Annotated in this window: 17 protein-coding genes; 8 read left to right on the top strand and 9 right to left on the bottom strand. The window is 53.3% G+C overall.

The genetic code is table 11. The features are described 5' to 3' along the window. Nucleotides 1–129: 129 nt before the first annotated feature. The gene (locus tag ACZ1GS_RS03945) at nucleotides 130–894 is read right to left on the bottom strand and encodes an IclR family transcriptional regulator (protein ID WP_472697189.1); all 765 of its coding nucleotides are present in this window, start codon (nucleotides 892–894) and stop codon (nucleotides 130–132) included. A 218-nt stretch (nucleotides 895–1,112) separates the two neighbouring features. Here ACZ1GS_RS03945 and ACZ1GS_RS03940 point away from each other — a divergent pair, with 218 nt between their 5' ends. Genes ACZ1GS_RS03940 through ACZ1GS_RS03910 form a run of 7 tightly spaced genes read left to right on the top strand, consistent with a single transcriptional unit; the run spans nucleotide 1,113 to nucleotide 6,980 of the window. Beyond that, a complete protein-coding gene (locus tag ACZ1GS_RS03940) occupies nucleotides 1,113–2,651 on the top strand; it encodes a flavin monoamine oxidase family protein (RefSeq protein WP_472697188.1) in 1,539 nt (512 codons plus the stop codon). A 25-nt stretch (nucleotides 2,652–2,676) separates the two neighbouring features. After that, the gene (locus ACZ1GS_RS03935) at nucleotides 2,677–3,693 is read left to right on the top strand and encodes a chromophore lyase CpcT/CpeT (RefSeq protein ID WP_472697187.1); all 1,017 of its coding nucleotides are present in this window, start codon (nucleotides 2,677–2,679) and stop codon (nucleotides 3,691–3,693) included. A 39-nt stretch (nucleotides 3,694–3,732) separates the two neighbouring features. Continuing rightward, entirely contained in the window at nucleotides 3,733–4,194 is a 462-nt protein-coding gene (locus ACZ1GS_RS03930) for a c-type cytochrome (RefSeq protein WP_472697186.1), read from the top strand. Then, on the top strand, nucleotides 4,191–5,123 hold the full coding sequence (locus ACZ1GS_RS03925) for a formylglycine-generating enzyme family protein (protein ID WP_472697185.1): 933 nt from the start codon (nucleotides 4,191–4,193) through the stop codon (nucleotides 5,121–5,123). The genes ACZ1GS_RS03930 and ACZ1GS_RS03925 overlap by 4 nt, the downstream gene beginning before the upstream one ends. Nucleotide 5,124: 1 nt before the next feature. Beyond that, nucleotides 5,125–5,640 (top strand): hypothetical protein, encoded by a 516-nt coding sequence (locus tag ACZ1GS_RS03920; RefSeq protein ID WP_472697184.1) that lies wholly within the window; start codon nucleotides 5,125–5,127, stop codon nucleotides 5,638–5,640. A gap of 25 nt (nucleotides 5,641–5,665) precedes the next feature. Further along, nucleotides 5,666–6,352 carry a hypothetical protein gene (locus ACZ1GS_RS03915; RefSeq protein WP_472697183.1) on the top strand — a complete coding sequence of 229 codons (687 nt, stop codon included), beginning with the start codon at nucleotides 5,666–5,668 and terminating at the stop codon, nucleotides 6,350–6,352. A gap of 34 nt (nucleotides 6,353–6,386) precedes the next feature. Then, the gene (locus tag ACZ1GS_RS03910) at nucleotides 6,387–6,980 is read left to right on the top strand and encodes a VOC family protein (RefSeq protein ID WP_472697182.1); all 594 of its coding nucleotides are present in this window, start codon (nucleotides 6,387–6,389) and stop codon (nucleotides 6,978–6,980) included. A gap of 3 nt (nucleotides 6,981–6,983) precedes the next feature. Here the strand turns inward: ACZ1GS_RS03910 and ACZ1GS_RS03905 are convergent, their stop codons facing one another. The 5 genes from ACZ1GS_RS03905 to ACZ1GS_RS03885 all read right to left on the bottom strand — a co-directional run bounded on the left by ACZ1GS_RS03905 (nucleotide 6,984) and on the right by ACZ1GS_RS03885 (nucleotide 12,358). Continuing rightward, nucleotides 6,984–8,180: a hypothetical protein gene (locus ACZ1GS_RS03905; RefSeq protein ID WP_472697181.1), complete on the bottom strand. Its 1,197-nt coding sequence runs from the start codon at nucleotides 8,178–8,180 to the stop codon at nucleotides 6,984–6,986. 113 nt (nucleotides 8,181–8,293) lie between these two features. Further along, entirely contained in the window at nucleotides 8,294–9,016 is a 723-nt protein-coding gene (locus tag ACZ1GS_RS03900; protein ID WP_472697180.1) for a chromophore lyase CpcT/CpeT, read from the bottom strand. 20 nt (nucleotides 9,017–9,036) lie between these two features. Further along, entirely contained in the window at nucleotides 9,037–10,530 is a 1,494-nt protein-coding gene (locus ACZ1GS_RS03895; protein ID WP_472697179.1) for a flavin monoamine oxidase family protein, read from the bottom strand. Between the two features lie 166 nt (nucleotides 10,531–10,696). After that, the gene (locus ACZ1GS_RS03890; RefSeq protein ID WP_472697178.1) at nucleotides 10,697–11,473 is read right to left on the bottom strand and encodes an alpha/beta fold hydrolase; all 777 of its coding nucleotides are present in this window, start codon (nucleotides 11,471–11,473) and stop codon (nucleotides 10,697–10,699) included. Between the two features lie 141 nt (nucleotides 11,474–11,614). Then, a complete protein-coding gene (locus ACZ1GS_RS03885) occupies nucleotides 11,615–12,358 on the bottom strand; it encodes a thioesterase family protein (protein ID WP_472697177.1) in 744 nt (247 codons plus the stop codon). Between the two features lie 29 nt (nucleotides 12,359–12,387). Between ACZ1GS_RS03885 and ACZ1GS_RS03880 the strand changes: the two genes are divergently transcribed. After that, entirely contained in the window at nucleotides 12,388–13,356 is a 969-nt protein-coding gene (locus ACZ1GS_RS03880) for a LysR substrate-binding domain-containing protein (protein WP_472697176.1), read from the top strand. A gap of 363 nt (nucleotides 13,357–13,719) precedes the next feature. Here ACZ1GS_RS03880 and ACZ1GS_RS03875 read toward each other — a convergent pair whose 3' ends face one another. Genes ACZ1GS_RS03875 through ACZ1GS_RS03865 form a run of 3 tightly spaced genes read right to left on the bottom strand, consistent with a single transcriptional unit; the run spans nucleotide 13,720 to nucleotide 16,442 of the window. After that, nucleotides 13,720–14,796: a hypothetical protein gene (locus tag ACZ1GS_RS03875; RefSeq protein WP_472697175.1), complete on the bottom strand. Its 1,077-nt coding sequence runs from the start codon at nucleotides 14,794–14,796 to the stop codon at nucleotides 13,720–13,722. Beyond that, nucleotides 14,780–15,547 (bottom strand): hypothetical protein, encoded by a 768-nt coding sequence (locus ACZ1GS_RS03870; RefSeq protein WP_472697174.1) that lies wholly within the window; start codon nucleotides 15,545–15,547, stop codon nucleotides 14,780–14,782. Before ACZ1GS_RS03870 ends, ACZ1GS_RS03875 begins: the two co-directional genes overlap by 17 nt. A gap of 58 nt (nucleotides 15,548–15,605) precedes the next feature. Beyond that, nucleotides 15,606–16,442 (bottom strand): hypothetical protein, encoded by an 837-nt coding sequence (locus tag ACZ1GS_RS03865; protein WP_472697173.1) that lies wholly within the window; start codon nucleotides 16,440–16,442, stop codon nucleotides 15,606–15,608. Between the last annotated feature and the right edge of the window lie 86 nt (nucleotides 16,443–16,528).

The raw sequence follows: 16,528 nt of genomic DNA, 5'->3' as shown, positions 1-16,528 counted from the left end.
ATCGAGCAGATCGGCTCAGATGGCTGGAATTCTCTCCGTAGAACCAAAGAAATAAAAACTGGGGATGATTTTAGTCAATGGACGTAGATAAAAATGACGCATATATAAATGTACATATACAAAGAGTCGTCACTTCAGCTTGAAAACGGGTTTGATACCATGGACCTTTGCCAACCTGGCGATCGCATGCCGATGTTGTTCCGCGCTTTCGGCAATCCGTTTACTGGGTCCAACAACACCGATTACCAGGGTCTCCTGATTGGCGAGTGTCTTGACCGGCAAACAGACTGCACCGACACCATCAATCAGCACGTCGCCTTTGGCCGCCGAACCGTATAGCGCCAATTCTTCGCGCACCTCGTCCAGCTTTTTCTTGTCAAACAACTCTCTGCGATCCGCCTCGGCCGAGTTAGTATAGTTCAAATATTTTGAAAATTCGTGATCATCCAGCGAAGCCAGAGCCACAAGACCGGTCAACGAATTGCCGACCGGCATGGTCACGCCAACCTTCACGCTGACACCAACAAGATGGACGGACTCCAGCCCGTGAATGATACGCACCTGGGTTCCAATTCTTTTGCTGATGTTGACCGTTTCTCGTGATTCCCGGTTCAAAGCGTTGACGAAATCCAATATGCCGGTTTCGCGCTCGATGATATCCGGCACCCAATCCAGAACAGACGTAAAGCTTTTGGACGGCATGTAGGTCCAATTCGGAGCGTCAAAGTCGACATAGCCCAGCTGATACATGCTCTTGAGCAATTGATGAGCGCTCATCAGAGGATAACCCAGTTCTTTGGAAATCTCTTTCGCAGCCAGGGGACGGCGCTCGCGATCGAAAAATTCCAATATCTCAAAAATGCGCCGGACAGATTTTATGATAGTATCAGCCATTACCTAGTCCCTTCCCTTTTCGACCCTCGGAGTGATCGAGCACCCCCTGCTCTGCATAATCCCTTGCGGCCATGATTCGAACGACAGCATATGCTGATGTATAGAAATTCATCCTATCAATATATGTATATTTATCGATTGCAGAATCTCGCAATTTGCTCTGGGCGGATATGCTGTGCTTTGGTTTATTACCAACTTCTCAAAAGCGCGGTTAGAAAATGAAAAACGACATTCCAGGTATCCCAGGCCAGCTATCACGGAAACAGAATCGCAAGCCGGTTACGCGGCGCGAGATTTTGGCGAGTGGTGCCGCCGTAGGCGCAATCGGACTGATGGCCTCCTGTTCGGATGGTTCCAAATTGGAAAGTTCGGAATCGGCGATGAAATCGGACGACACAATTTATGACGCCATTATTGTTGGCGCTGGTCTGTCGGGACTGCACGCCGCCCGCCTGCTTGAAGAACAGGGTATGAATGTTCTGACATTGGAAGGTCGCGACAGGGTCGGCGGCCGTGTTTATACCTTGATGGACATTCCCGGAAAACCGGAAGCCGCGGGAGAGCTGATTGGCGGCAATTATGCCAGAATGCTGGATACCGCGCGGCGACTGGGCCTGGAATTGTTCGAACCCGAAAACCCACTCGGGAGCAGCGAACGCTATTATCACATACGCGGCACCACGATAATGAAAGAGGAATGGGAAGACCACGAACTGAACCCGATGACCGGCGAAGATCGAAAAATTCTTCCCGACCGTATGTTGTGGACACTGTCTCATAAAAACAATCCATTGTCAGGCAAGCCACTGGATGACTGGATTAAGCCGGAATACGCCCAGTATGATATCCCTCACAGCCAGTATCTGCGAGAGACACTTGGGTTTAATGAAGAGACGATCCGGCTGATGAATATCATCATCCATTCCGATCACATCGACAACACCTCGGCACTGAATGAGCTACGCCGCTATGCGGTTAATGAATTCAACAGCAATATGGCCAAGGCGCGCCCGGACCTTCCGGCAGTGCAACAGGTGAAGGGCGGAAACTCGCTGATGGTACAGGCAATGGGTCAGAGCCTGAAAAACGGGGTGCTGCTCAACAAGACCGTATTGTCGTTTGATGATGCCGGCGATGTCGTGACGGTAAGCTGTGGGGACAATAGCAGCTACAAAGCGCGTCATATCATCAACACGATGCCCTATTCGGTCATGCAAAGTGTCAAATTCTCTCCCCGCCTGCCTGAACGAACGGCGCAGGCCATTGCCGACATCAGCTATGGCATCTCGATTCAGGTGCACTTCCTGCTCGAGAAAGAATATTGGGAAGAAGACGGCTTACCAGGGTCCATGTGGACCGACTCAACATTCGAAAGGTTTGCATTGCTGACAGACGATGAAACCGGAGAGCCAACCTCGGCGATTGCGTTCATCAATGGCAATGAAGCTTATAAATATAACTTCATGACTGATGAACAGGCCGGCGAATATACCATGCGAGAACTGGAGAAAATTCGCCCTTCACTGAAAGGCGCGCTGAAGCCAGTGGTCGTTCAATCCTGTCACCGCGATGTTCACGGGGCCGGCGACTGGGTTTTCTGGCGTCCCGGCCATGTCATGAAATATGCACCTTACATGCGTGAGCCCCATGGCAACATCCATTTTGCCGGCGAGCACACCGCCTTGCTCGAACGCGGCATGGAGGCCGCATTTGAATCAGGCGAACGCGCGGCGCTGGATGTGTTGCAACGCGTGTAATCCGACCGATGCGGGAGCTCTGGTGATGAAGATAATATTCAATCTGGTCGTGTTGATAGCGTTCGGCTTTGTGGCCAGCATCCCGGTCCAAGCGGCAGACCGGGATCCAATGACACGCGACCTTATTATGCTAACAAATTGGTTTGAAGGCCAATTTGATAATGAAGAGCAGATCTGGTTTCAAAACCTCCAAGGGGATGCGCTGTCTCAAGAAGATCGCCATCAACGCATTCACACGATCCACCGACGGGTGGACTTGCCGCAATTCGGCAAAGACGTATTCTATATCGAGGAATATCTCGACAATGATCCGGAAAACATCTTCCGCCAGCGGATTGTGATTTTCACCACTGACGGCAAAACACGCCAGAATCGCATGGCCTCTCCGGCGATCAAGGATGGCAAAAAATATCACGGCGCCTATCGCGATCCTTCAATCTTGGCCAATCTGAAACGGGATGATCTGATCTTCTTCGAAGGCTGCGATGTCTTTTGGAAAAGACAGGCAAGTCAGTTTGAAGGGCAGATCATTCCCAAAAGCTGTGTCTATGGCGAAGGAGAAAAACGCCGCTATTCACTGCACAAACTGTGGCTTTCCTCTGATAAGTTCTGGCGCGTTGATGCGTCGATATTGCTATCAGATAATAGTCTTCATATCGGCCATCCTGAGGACAAGCCCCACAAAATGCGACGCGCCTTGCCTTTTGTCTGTTCCATTCATTTCTTCGCCGACAACCAGTTTAGCGGTCAGGTTGTGGAAAATCTTCCACTGCACAGCCAAGGCGGAATCGCCACGGCAAAGCGGGACAGTGACGGACGGGAGTTTGAAGTCCTGATGCGGGAAAAAGAATATCCCTATTATGACACCCGGCCAGACTTCATTTATTTCTCTCTTCGGGAAAAAGGCGAAACGCGTTCGATTGCGTTTAGCGTCAATGATTCCAATTCACGACAAGTGGGTCTGCGCGCAGAATCGATCGGGGCGTTTTGCCATCGGGACGGATATCAATTCAGGGAACCGTTGGAGTTACTACCCAGGTAATGCTCCAATCGAACCAGCCATTCCATATAGAGGGTAAAAATGAAGATAAAGAATCAAGTCGCGCTAACATCGGCGATACTATTATTGGCAGGTTGCTCGGGCGGCGATAGTCAGCCAGCCGATCAACCGGAACGCTTAGTCACAGAAACGCAGACCGAAGCAGCACCGCAAGCGCCGGAAATCGCTCTCAGTGCGCTGGCCAAGAAAGGCAAGATTGCTTTTCTAAAATGCCGATCCTGCCACACGGTCAATCAGGGTGAGCCCCATTTAACCGGACCCAATCTTCACGGATTTTACGACGTCAAGGCTGGCACGCGAGAAGGCTATGTCTACTCCGAGGCGCTGCTGGCTTCGGGCTTAACGTGGAACGATGCTGCGCTGGATGCCTGGATCGAAAGCCCGACCACCGCGATAGCGGGGACGAAGATGGTGTTTGCCGGAATTGCCAAACCGGAAGAGCGGGAAGCGCTGATTGCCTATATGAAAGAGGTCACGCGATGATACCAGCGCGTGTTTTCACCGCCGTCGCAGGCGTGTCGGGCCTCATCGGACTGTCGGTTTCGGCTGCTGCGGCTGAGACCGCACCCACAAGTTTCGCTGATTGCGAAAACTGTCCAGAAATGGTTGTTGTGCCATCGGGCGAAGCGATGATTGGCGCAGAACCCTATGAAGCCAATCGCAAACGTGGCGATGTCGATCTGCGCAAGGTCAACATTGCCTATAAGCTGGCCGTCGGAAAAACGGAAATAACCCGCGGCCAATATCGGCTTTTCATGACAGAATCCGATCACAAAATGGCGCAGGATGGTTGCAACACGTGGTCCCGCGGGCGGATCATGGGCTATGTCCCCAACCACAATTGGGACAATCCCGGCTTTCCCCAGAATGACAGCCACCCGGTCGTGTGCGTCAGCCATGTCGATGCCACCGCCTATGCAAAGTGGCTGGCTGAAAAAACGGGTAAACCCTATCGGTTGCTGTCTGCGACCGAGTTTGAATATGCCGCTCGAGCCGGAACCCGAGGCCCGTGGTATTGGGGCACATCGCAGCGCGACGCCTGCAAACATGCCAATGTTGCCGATGATGTTTTCCGGCGGAATTTTGATCATGCACCGTTGTTCAAATGTGACGATGGCTATGAACATACAGCACCGGTCGCAACCTATCAGCCAAACGCATGGGGTCTCTACGACGTGCTGGGCAATGTGTACGAATGGACCGAGGACTGCCTGCATCGGGACCCTTCCAACATTCCCACTGACGGTCGCCCATGGCTGGCGGAAGATGGCGGTGAATGCGATCGCAGAGTACCCAAGGGCGGCAGCTGGGTATCCGGGACGGACTGGGTCCGTGCCGCCGCACAAGCGGGCGACAAGGCGGTATATCACAGCCAGTTGCTTGGCTTTCGTATCGGGATGACAATGCCCTGACATGACAGCGAGCTTCCGGATATCGGCGCGCATACGCGAATTGGACACACCCACCGTCTCTGTCGGCACGCTGGCATCGGACATGCCCACCCTGCTGGCTCATGCCGGCCAGTGGGAAGGAAGCTTCCAACATTTCTGCAATGCCGGCCGCTTGCTGGAAACCCATCAGGCCTTTGTGAAACATCAATTTCCTGACAAGGGGCCATATGCCCATATTCAGGACAGTCACTTTATCTGGGACGATGGACAGGAACATCATCTTACGCAGAACAGCGTGTTTGTGGATGGCAAATTGTGGTGGGACAGCCACCCATTTGAAGGATGCATCTGGGAAACGGACTTCGGGAATATCCTGGTCAACATAACGCAAACTTCGGACCCGCGGCTAACGCTGAACGAGATGATCTGTCTTGAACCAGGTGGCAATCGGCGATCCCGAGTGAGACAATGGTTCAAGAACGGACGGCTTTTCAAGCGCACATTGTGCCACGAACGGCGCATCAGCAACGCCAATTAAGCGCGTATTTCAAAAGGCATAGGCCATGTTCGAATCTCTATCGATTTCCTTTTATCAACTGTTCGTATTCATCCATCTGTTGCTGTTCGTTCTCTGGCTGGGCGCGGATGTCGGCGTCAATATGTTGGGTCAGCATTTTCGCAAGCGGGAGAAATATGACCTGCAGCAACGGATGATGTTGCTAAAACTGCTGGTCAATCTGGACATGGTCCCGCGGACGGCATGGGCGCTTATGGTGCCGGTGTCGATCACGATGTTGTCACTCGGCGGCTATTGGCAGGTTCCCGCATCGATATTGATCTTCGTATGGGCAATAGGCGGATTTTGGACGTGGCTGGTATGGGATGCGCACCTGCATGACCAGACCCCGCGCGCGGCCCGTGATCGCAAAATTGAATCCATTCTGAAATATGCGTTGACCGCTTTTTATCTCGGCCTGGGAACATATTCGCTGATTTCTGGAGAACCGCTTGCCTCTGCATGGCTTGCAATGAAAGCTGTCTTGTTCGGTCTCATCTTTTTCGCAGCGATCATGATTGATGTGTTTTTCAAGCCGGTCGGGCCTTTGCTGATGGACCTGATCAACAAAGGTTCATCAGACGAGACCGAAATACCGTTACTCAAAACGATGAATGTTTCTCGGCTCTGGGTTTGGGTGGTTTATCTGTTGCTTCTCCTCACCGCATTTCTGGGAAATGTGAAGCCCATCTAGGTGAACGGCCACAATTATCGCCAAGGAGGGACAGTTGAAGAAAACCAGTATCATGATGATCGCGGCGGCATTCGTGGCTTGCTCTGCTGCAATCGCGCAGATCAAACCCGCACCTTGGCCGGAAACCGCGCCCGAATTTGAATCGGCCATATTCGCACGCGCCGGAATCACGGTTCGCGATATCGACGAAAGCCTGAAATTCTATCGTGATATTCTGGGCATGACAGTCATTCTCGATCGCAAGAAACTGTCAGATCCCCGACTGCCCGATTTTGCGGGATTGGAGAAAGATCAGGCGATCCGGATGGTCATCCTGCGGCCCACCTTGAACAGCGGAGCAAAATTTCATGCTGGCTATATTGCGCTGTCCGAAGTCACCGATAAAAACGGAGTGAAGCTGCCACCGAAAGACAAGCTTAGCGGCGACGGGTCACAGCCTGGTTCCATCATGCTGCAATTCATGGTCGAAGATGCCAGGGTGGTGCACGATCAGGTTGATAAGCTGGGATATGAGATTATCGCTGCGCCGGACCCGGACAAAAGATTTGGCGAGTTGCTTGTCCGAGATCCCAACGGGATCCGCTTGTGGATCACCGACCGGTATAGCCGCGCTATCCTGATCCAGTAACATTCACAAATAGCGTGGAAACGCCTGCATTTTTGGGTTTTTGAGCAACCGCACCAAGCGACTGAAACTCATGATCCGTTCGCGTGCAGGAGCAATCCCGTTGATCAAAGCGCGCGCTTCAGATGGGCGCCCGTGTTTCGCCAACCCCCAGGCAATGTCGCGCTGCGTTGCCGCCTTCAGTGAACGGGTGGAACCGAATTTCGTCTCGGGCAGTGTTGCGACCAGCCGGTTGGCTGTTTCGAAATCGCCCGCAAAGGCGGCCGACCCGGCAATCTCGTAGAAAGAGAAATCGCGAAACAGCTCCGACCTTGCATTTTTGGCAAATCCCTCCGCTTCGGCAAATATGGGTTTTGCTTCGGCATAGAAGCCGCAATCGGCAAGGCCAGTACCAATCCGGCTCAATGCGCGCGCTTTTTCCTGATTGCTATTGGCCTTGCGGGCCCCCGCCCTGGCTTCGGCAAAGAGAGCCATTGCTTTTTCAATCATGTCATTCTGCGCATAGACAACGCCGATATCGCGCAGCGCTCCGGCGACGAAATATCCGTTGTCCTGAGCCCGGGCGATGGTTTCAGCTTGTTGCAACAGTTGCATGGCTCGCTTACTCTCTCTTGCTTCAAAAGCGAGTGACGCCACGTCGGAACGCACTGTTGATTGATAGTAAGTCAGCCCAAAACTTATCGCGGTGATGGTTTTTTCGGCTGCATCAAAATCGCCGGCGCTGGCCTGCGCCACGGCAATTTCACGCAATGTACGGGCCTTGAAAGCAGCGTGATTTTCGGAGCTTTGGGGAAAAGACAATATTTTCCGGATCGCCGGCTCCGGCTGTCCTGCGGAGGCCTGGACCGCCACCAGCTTGCCGATCAGATCATATTTTTTCGCATTTTCCTCGAGGCAATCAACCTCTTCATTTCCGATCCGCAACAAGGCCAGCGCGACATCCGGCAGTTTGGCGGTCGCTGCCGCCCTGCCAAGTTCTGCGGCTGCTGTAATTTTTGCGACAGGATTATCCAGTTGCTGCGCACGGACGCCCGCCTCGGTCAGAAAATATCGCGCTTTGTTTTCCTGCCCGTTTTCGGCAAGTGCGACGGCCAGCTCGCTTGCTACCGAAATCCAGTCGGCATCGCTTTCGATCTCCGAAAAAGCTTGTTCTGCCGATTGCAACAGGCAGGAAATCGTGATGCTGTTATCATCACAGCGCACAATTTGGGCCTTTGACGTTGTAACCGCTGGAACCGGATGACAGGCTGGCAAAAACAGTCCGATGGCAGGTAAAACGGCCTTCAGGAACCGATCCGTCCAATGGAACCGCACGATCAGTTGATCTTGTCCAGTTCATGATAGCTATAGTCGCCGGCCATTGAGACAACGCTATCATCAGCAACCGCGTTGATCTTGTCGCGAAACCAGAAGCTGTCTTTGCCGAGCAGCACTTGATAGCTGAAATAGTTTTTGCCGAAAATACAGGCTTTGTCCGCCATCGGCATATGATATTTGTCGCCCTGCTTCTTGACCAGCAGATCACAGTCATCCTGCAATGGGAACATATCTTCCTTGGTGAGACCGTTCAGTTTGGAAAGGTCTTTCCAGGCGCCGACATATTTCTGCTTGTCGTTGAAATACCAGAGTTTCACGCGCAGCTGATCCGCATCGTCAATGGACAGCGTATAGAGACGTTGCCGGAAAATATTCCCAGGATCACCATGTTTCGTTTCTTCGACATAGATCACATGCTCCCCAAATGCGGGCAAATTGATCGGCCGGTAATGCGAACGGACCGCGATATGGCCGCCCTTGCCACTGCCATCTGCGCGCCAGACCGGCTTGCCTGCCGCGGTAAGCGCGGCGACTTGGCGATCATTATCATAGTCCCCATTCCACCATTGCATGATATTCTGGAGATCCTGTTGAGTCGAAGAGACAGCGCTGCTGCCGGCGCTCCGGGTTTCGTTTTCCGGCATACAGGCTGTGGTCATCGCCAAGCAGGCCAAGCCAGCCAGACCTGCTCGGATCCGGTTTGTCATATTGCGGTTTGCCATCCTCACACCTCTCCAATGCATCATATCGATTCCGCCACTTCAAATGCCGCGCGCTCACCCGATTCCATTGCCCCTTCCATGCCGCGTGCCGCAACCGCGGTATGCTCTCCGGCAAAATGGAGTCGGCCGGCAGGCTTGGCCATATCCTTTCCGAATGTGGACAATTGTCCGGGCTGCCATGCGGCATAGGCCCCGCCGCTAAACGGATCGAGTTGCCAGGACCAGAATTTCACAAATTCCAACGCATCCTTGGTGCTCGGCCGGATCTGTTCCAGATAGGACAAGATATGCTGGTTGGCCGCCGCAGGCCCTAACCGATCGAGCAGGTTGGCCTGCCGATCATTGGCAAAAGCAATAAAGCTGGTAATTTCGTCCGGGCTTTCGGGATTGTTGCGCAAAGCCATGAACCGGGCCGTAGGGCCATCTGTCCACATCGATGCTTCCATCCCGTCATCGTCCCAGAATTTGCGCTTTGGCACATAGTGGAGATGGGTGACATTCGTATAGCCGAGAGCGCGGATCGCATGGGCCTGCAAAGGCGCCAGGGGCGCATCGATAGTGACCAGCCTCAGGGCCGAAAACGGTGCGGTGACGATGACGCGCTTGGCCGTGCAGACAGTACCATCATCCAGCATCACTGCGGCTTGATCCTTTTCGCTGCGAATGCCGACCACTTTGGCATTCATATGGATTTCAGCCTTCAGTCCCTTTGCCATGCCTTCAGGAATGCGTTGATTGCCCCCTTTGGCGGCAAAGGGAGAGCCAGGCAGCGTCGCACCGCTATTGGCCCGGCCAAAGGCGATGATGTTAAACCACATCAGGACCGACAGGCCATAAGGCCCGCGGGCATCGCCATAGCTCATATTGGTTCCGGCGCCGAGTTCGATCGCTTCGCGCGAAAAACCTTTGCTGGTCAGGAAGTCAAATACCGAGATATCATATTTGGCAAATTTGGGATCGAGAAACTGGTCCGGTCCCGATAGCGGATTATTGTCTCCATAAATGCCATATTTGAATGACCAGGGCATCTTGTCGCGCATCCCTTCAGGGAAGGGATTGAGATCATGGCTCGCCCATTCGTCCGGTGTGATATTTTGCCGGGCAACATTGATGATGGTATTTTCGATTTGTGCAACCGTTCTCGGCCGTTCCGGAGCACGGTCAATCTTGTACCGGTCCATTGCGCCGAGGATCCGGCCGTAGCTGGATCCTATTCCACTGCCGCCAGCCTCGGGCATGCCGGGCACATCGTCCATGGTGTAAAGGCGGCCACCGACCCGCTTCTGGCCTTCAAGAACGGTGACATTATGCCCCAATTCTTCCAGCAAAAGGGCGGCGTTCAAACCCGCAAGCCCGGCGCCAATGACGATCACGTCGGACTTTTCGATTTTCCGGTTCAATGCAGGGCGAGATTCCGGCTGCGAGGAAAACATACCCGAATAATAAGCCGCACCACCCGCTGCGGTTGCCACAGCAGCACCGCCCAGCACCGTTCTTCTGCTGATGTCACTCATTGCAATGCCACCATTTCCGTCAACAATCGCTTCATCTCAAGCCGCAAAACCGCATCTTTGGACAGGCTTGGGATTGAATGAATAGTCGATCAGGTCAAGGTTCATTCACAATTATAGGAAATATATCATCATATGTTTACTTCGATAGAATCAGCCTGACATAATTTCAGGTTCTGGAAAATTGAGAAGCAAGTGCGGCAAAGCCGTTCGTGTCTTCCAACTCCGGGAAATGTCCGACATGTTTGAGCAATAGCAGCTTCACGTTTTTCGCTAGAGTCCTTGAAGACGACTTGTCCGTTGCCGCATGGGACTCATCCTGCTCTCCCCAAATAGCCAAGGTGGGTTGTTCAGCCTGATCAAAGGGCGCTTCTTCGCCGGTAAGATATTTTTGGAATAGGGTTGGCAGCGCAAAATTGGCGCCATGATCAAAAGCCTCTTGGGTACAGTGGCAGAAATGCCGAACCAGCGGCGTATCGGCCATGCTCATGCTGTACCACAGAGGTGCCCGCGGCTTCATCATGCGCGGGAACATCAATTGGCCGATAATGGGCATGGAAACGATGCCTTTGGGATCACGGCGTTTCTTCCACAGCATTTCCTGATCCCAAGAGGGTGCCTGGATTGTGATGAGCTTTTTGCACAATTGGGGATAGCGTGCCGCGATATCGACAGCGGCATAGACGCCGCCACAGGAAAACGCCAAAATCGCGCCCTCACCAGCCACGACCTGCAAGAACCGCGCGACGCCATCGTTGGTTGGTACAAATTCAAAATTATAGGATGGTTTGGGGATGGAAAAGCCGTTCGCCGGTGTTTCGAACACGATCACAGTGAACGCGCTGCGCAGCTTGTCGATCAAATCGTCATACACCTCGAGCGTGGCAGGGCCGTCGCAGAGAAAGACGATGGCTGGCCCCTTACCGGCTTTGCGATAGCGGATCATGCAATCGTCATCTTCATAAAACCGAATGTCTGGGCGACTGGAGGCAGGCCAATTTTTTCGCGTCCATGCGATCCGTTTGCGCCAATGACGGGACTCCAGTCTGACGGCCAAGTCTGCGAGCATCACTAAACTCCTTTTGGTCTATTCAAAGGGGGTCAACGCAACCGACATCATCACGCGCCCGATTGCGCCATGTGCATCGAACAGCTCACCTTCTCCCATTCCGATTCCGTTGGGCATCCATCTGGTCTGCGCTGATATTCCGATAAACGCGCCCTCCGGATGGCGCGACAAGCTCATCTGGATATTAACATTCGGATCAGCCATTTTGGGCGATGCCGGCCGGTTCAGCCCATGCGTCCAGTCGGCGGGGACCAAGGTTCTGGCGAAGGGGGTGATGGCATGCACAATCTCCCCCGTGAATCGAAACCAGACAATGCCATCGGGCGACAACCGGACTTCAAAATTGTCCATCATCCAGGGACCGCCATGCGGTGCTTCGCGGGGCGGCAATACGGGCAGAGCGGCCGGATTATGGGTATCGGCTGGCGGGGCTTTGACATCCTGCAGTTCTGATCGGGTGACAAAGCAAACGGTCGACCGCGCGGTCTGAATATCATTTTCAAATATCTCGTTCGTCAAAATGCTGACCCGACGACCAATGCGAAGCCTGTGCGGACGGGTCCGTAGCGGGCCGGTTCCAGTTGGCCGCAAAAATTCGACGGAAGCAGAAGTCGCTATCCCGAGATTTTCATCAGTAGCCATTTCTTCCAGCTCTGTGACCATAAGGGCTGCAAGGCCTCCTCCCTGCAGACCACGAAACGGACCACTGGCTTCGGGATAGGATATCCATGAATTATCTTCATCTTTTTGAAATGCTGTCATCGATTGATATTCTCCATCAGGCTATGTAGATGAAGTTTTTTGAGAAAAGGGCCAAGCGAGTTCGATTCATGAAAGATGAATTAATTTCAACTAAAGACGGTGAACTTCACCTGCCGTCGATGGCAGCGCTGCGGGCATTTGAAAAAGCAGCGACGCTGGGCACATTTGCCGCTGCTGCAGCCGAACTGGACCGCACGCCATCGGCTGTCTCCCATGCCGTCAAGGACCTGGAGGATCAGTTGGGCCTGCCCTTGTTCAATCGCAAAGGTCGCTCCATTCAACTCACCGCGGCCGGCACCCAATATCGCGATGCCGTCAGGAAGACGCTCAGCGAGCTGCGGATTGCCACCCGCGCGTTAAAACGGCGGCGCGACACTAATATGGTCCGCATCAGCGCGCTTCCCTTTTTCACCAGCACCATATTGCTGCCTAATCTCAATCGCTTCGAAACGAACTTTCCAGATCTTGAGCTGAAAATCGAAACCTCAAATAGTTATGCCGATGTTGCAAACGGAGAAACAGATATCGCCATCCGTTTCGGCGATGCGCATAGTCAGGGATTGGCGGCCGTGCCACTTATCGAGGTCAGTGGCCAACCGGTGGCTTCACCGGACTATTTGCGCGATGCACCGACCCTTGAAAGTCCGGAAGACCTTCATCACCACACCCTTATTCACGTTCGGCAATATCCATCGGCATGGTCAAATTGGTACAATGCCAAGGCGAGCGGGGAATTGCAGCCCAAGCGTGATTTGATTTTCGACTCCATCTTGGGTGCGCTCGACGCTGTTCAGCGCGGCGCAGGCATCGCCCTGGCGATGCATCCGTTGATCCAGAATTATCCCGGCTACGGGCGCTCAATCATACCCATTTTGAAGCGGACAACTGAGCGATCAGCCCAATATAATTTTATCTGTCAAAAACCTGTCCTGGGCGATCGCAAAATCAATCAAACGCTGAAATGGCTCAAAGAGTCGGTTGATTTCCACTCTACGTGACAGGTGCCAGACACCAGATAATTAGGAAAAAAGTGGTGTGTCGGCATATCATCTTGAAAGGAATCTCCAGTCCGCTTCAACGAGGCGCTGATGGCCGCTTGGGTCCGTTAAGGCGCTTGGCCGCACGGGTGGCATTACCCGCTCCATTTCCAACATAAGATGAATTATCAGCAAACCTCCGATATCTGCTTAGCACCCCAATTTCGGATCTTCTGATGGTTTCCGCTTTATCGCGAAAGCGAACGCCGGCTCAAGCGAAGCTGGAGCTTGTGGTGAATCTGGATGAGTCATATCGGCCATATTATCGCGATAGGCCCTGGGCTCAATCCCAAGGCTCACTGGAAACCGGCCCTCATTTCTGGTTTAGCCGCATGGGGAACTGGTCCAGCGATTTTCTTCAGGGCCGCGTCTGCATTTTTGCGATCGATACAAACGCTCAAGATACCATTTGCCGTCTTGCAACCTCACAAGCCCGCTCCAGCGCTCCGCCGCGATTGAATCATCCAGAATGCCGAAAGTTGTAATGGTGGCCAAAACCATATGCTGATCCTTCAGGCCCTCTGGCACATCGTCGGTGCGGTAAGCCTGAAACGTAATGGCGGGCCGTCCTTCCTCCACAGATAAATGGCCGTCGGCATAGATGGACATCAATTCGAAAACGGAAGAGGCTTGCACTGTTTTCCACGCCTCATGATTGATATTGCGCCAGATCGCGGGGTTTGCCGTGGTCACTGCGTGTTTCAGGGCAGGGATTGAAATCTCAAGCGTGAGGTCTGCGGCAAAAGGTTGGGCATGGCTGAAATAGGCAAAGTCGGGTAGGGTCGGATAGGGCAAGCCAGAGGTGACCCTGCGATCTTGGCAGGCAACCGCGCTAAATTCGGTGTCAATTTTCAATACCATCGCGCCGTCTTCGAATTTGGTGACGCGGATGTCGCGGGTAAGGTGCGATCGCAGTAATTTGGCATCGCATTTCCAATCTTCGCTCGAAAGCGCGCCAATCGGGAAGCCGTCTGTGCCGATATAATTGATCAGGCCCTCTACTTCGGCGGCTGACATATCCGCATCGATCTTTTGGTCAAAGCCGATTGTGAGCGATACATTGCCGCCAAAGACACGCAGATATTGCGGCAAGGGAGCAAATGGGTTGGCATCAAATTCGCCGGTTAAGCCTGCAAAACCTGATTGCCATTTGTTGGCCCCAATTTGTGCGCGCCATGCAGCAGCCTTTGCGCTCGTTTCGCGCATATATTCAGCGCTAGGCTCGCGGCCATCATGAGGGTGTATGGCGTAGCTGCGGGTTAGCGGATTTCGCTCAGACGGTTCGGCCACGTCATAAGGGATGTTCGGGTCGGTCTGCGCGGCGTGCGCTGGAATGGGAAAGCCCAAAGTCACACAGTGAAGTGCAGCGGCTATACTGACCCCATCAATCGGAAAACGCATGTCGCACATTCCCGGCAGAAGCCTGAATATGGGTCGTCGGCACCATTATATACCCTCGCTGCTTGCAGGTACTGCGTTGGTCGGCTGACGGCCGTTCAAAATCGCCGATCCTCCAGACACACATGGGTCGGCCCTGACCGGGCATGATCGCACCACGATGTGCGCCAAACACATAAAGGTCGCCGCGATACCCGCTGTCATCATGGCTTGCTGGCAGGTCTATCGTTTCACAACTGCCGCGCCCTAAAACATAATGGCCTTTAGATCGCCAATTCGGCGCATATGTGCCTCGCCGGTCCAGGAAAGCATAACCGACCGACAACCGCGCCGCGCTGGTATTGTTACAGATGGTGAGCGAGGCGGGCCGCATATCGGCCATCGATGGCGCAAGGCCAACATATTCGCCGCAATGCATGTTGGCCTCAACGGCATAGTTTAATCCCTTGTGCGTGTGGATGCGCGATGTGCGATGCATGCGCAGACAAGCTTTCGCTGGATCTACCCGCTTTTTTGCACCGCCCCTGATCTGCCACCCCATAATGGTCGCCTCCTCGCACCACCATTGCCCGGGCCCGGGATAATATTTTGCACTCCAAGACGGCCCGCGACCATCAGCATTGTGGACGGCTTTGCAATAGGCTGTGATGTTCATTGGCTTGCCGTGCGCCTTGGCTGGCGTCACGGCTGCAGGCGTGAAGTGTGACAACACCAAACCGGCCGTCATAGTCAACGAAGCAAACGCATATTTCATGCTATTCCCCTGTCACTCTGCGATATCAACGGACATTGTGAACGAGATCCCATGTGCCTCATTCAACGCGCTCAAACTCGATCCGCAAATAAAGATTGGGATCACCCTTTTTGCGCGGAACACTGTATTTCCGAACAATTTTATACGGACGAGTAAAACCGAAGCGTTTAGGCATGCCTCTCCATCCTGAGAAACCTTGATAGATTTTGTCAGGCCACTGCGCTTGGGCCAATCCGCCTTGCGTGTACGTTCTGAGAGCCCGAATTGGTGAACCGAAATCCACCTCATCAAAATTGGTTCGGACCCGGAATCGCGCGGTGAGTAATTCTTCGCCTTTTCCTGCGAGCACATATTTGGTGGGATCAGTGGCGGTATGATTGCGCCCGTCGCAGCTTATCTTGCGATACCCTTTCTTGCTTGTCACGTTGAAGACAATCCTGCTGCGTTCGCCTCGATATTTCAGGTCGAGACGCATCTGCCCTTTCAACTGGATGTCAGGACGATTGCCTTCATTTCTACCCGATGCAGAGCAATTGATACTGAGTGCGCGTATTGTCCATTTCTGTGTCGGGTTAATCGCCAAGGGCGGTATTTCCTTGCAGGGGCCACTCGTTGGACTGCCGAAAAAATGAATAGTCATGGATCGGGCGACACGGTCAATTTCAAACTGGCTGCCAGTCATGCTCCAAGTCACTTTGTCAGCCGTAAAGGTTGCGGGTCGAGGCTCTCGATTTTGCAGTGTTGCAGTACCTGCAGCCTCATCCAACTGCACTACGCTGGCCCTTTCATTTACCGTGCAACTCAAATAGGTTGGTTCGGCGGCAAGAGCCGGTGATGCGCCCATTGCGACGCCTGCGATACAAAGTACGCGTTGCATTTTGAGCAATTTCAACATTCCTATTTCCTTGTATTTTTTTGAGGATTGGTGGCTTTGGATCACGCTGGAAGGAAATCGCTGAAGCGTGTTGGGGCAGGTGCTTA

The organism is Parasphingorhabdus sp. W113 (genome assembly GCF_055693205.1).
Note: the sequence above shows the minus strand (reverse complement) of the source record. Positions and strands in the feature narration are given on the sequence as shown.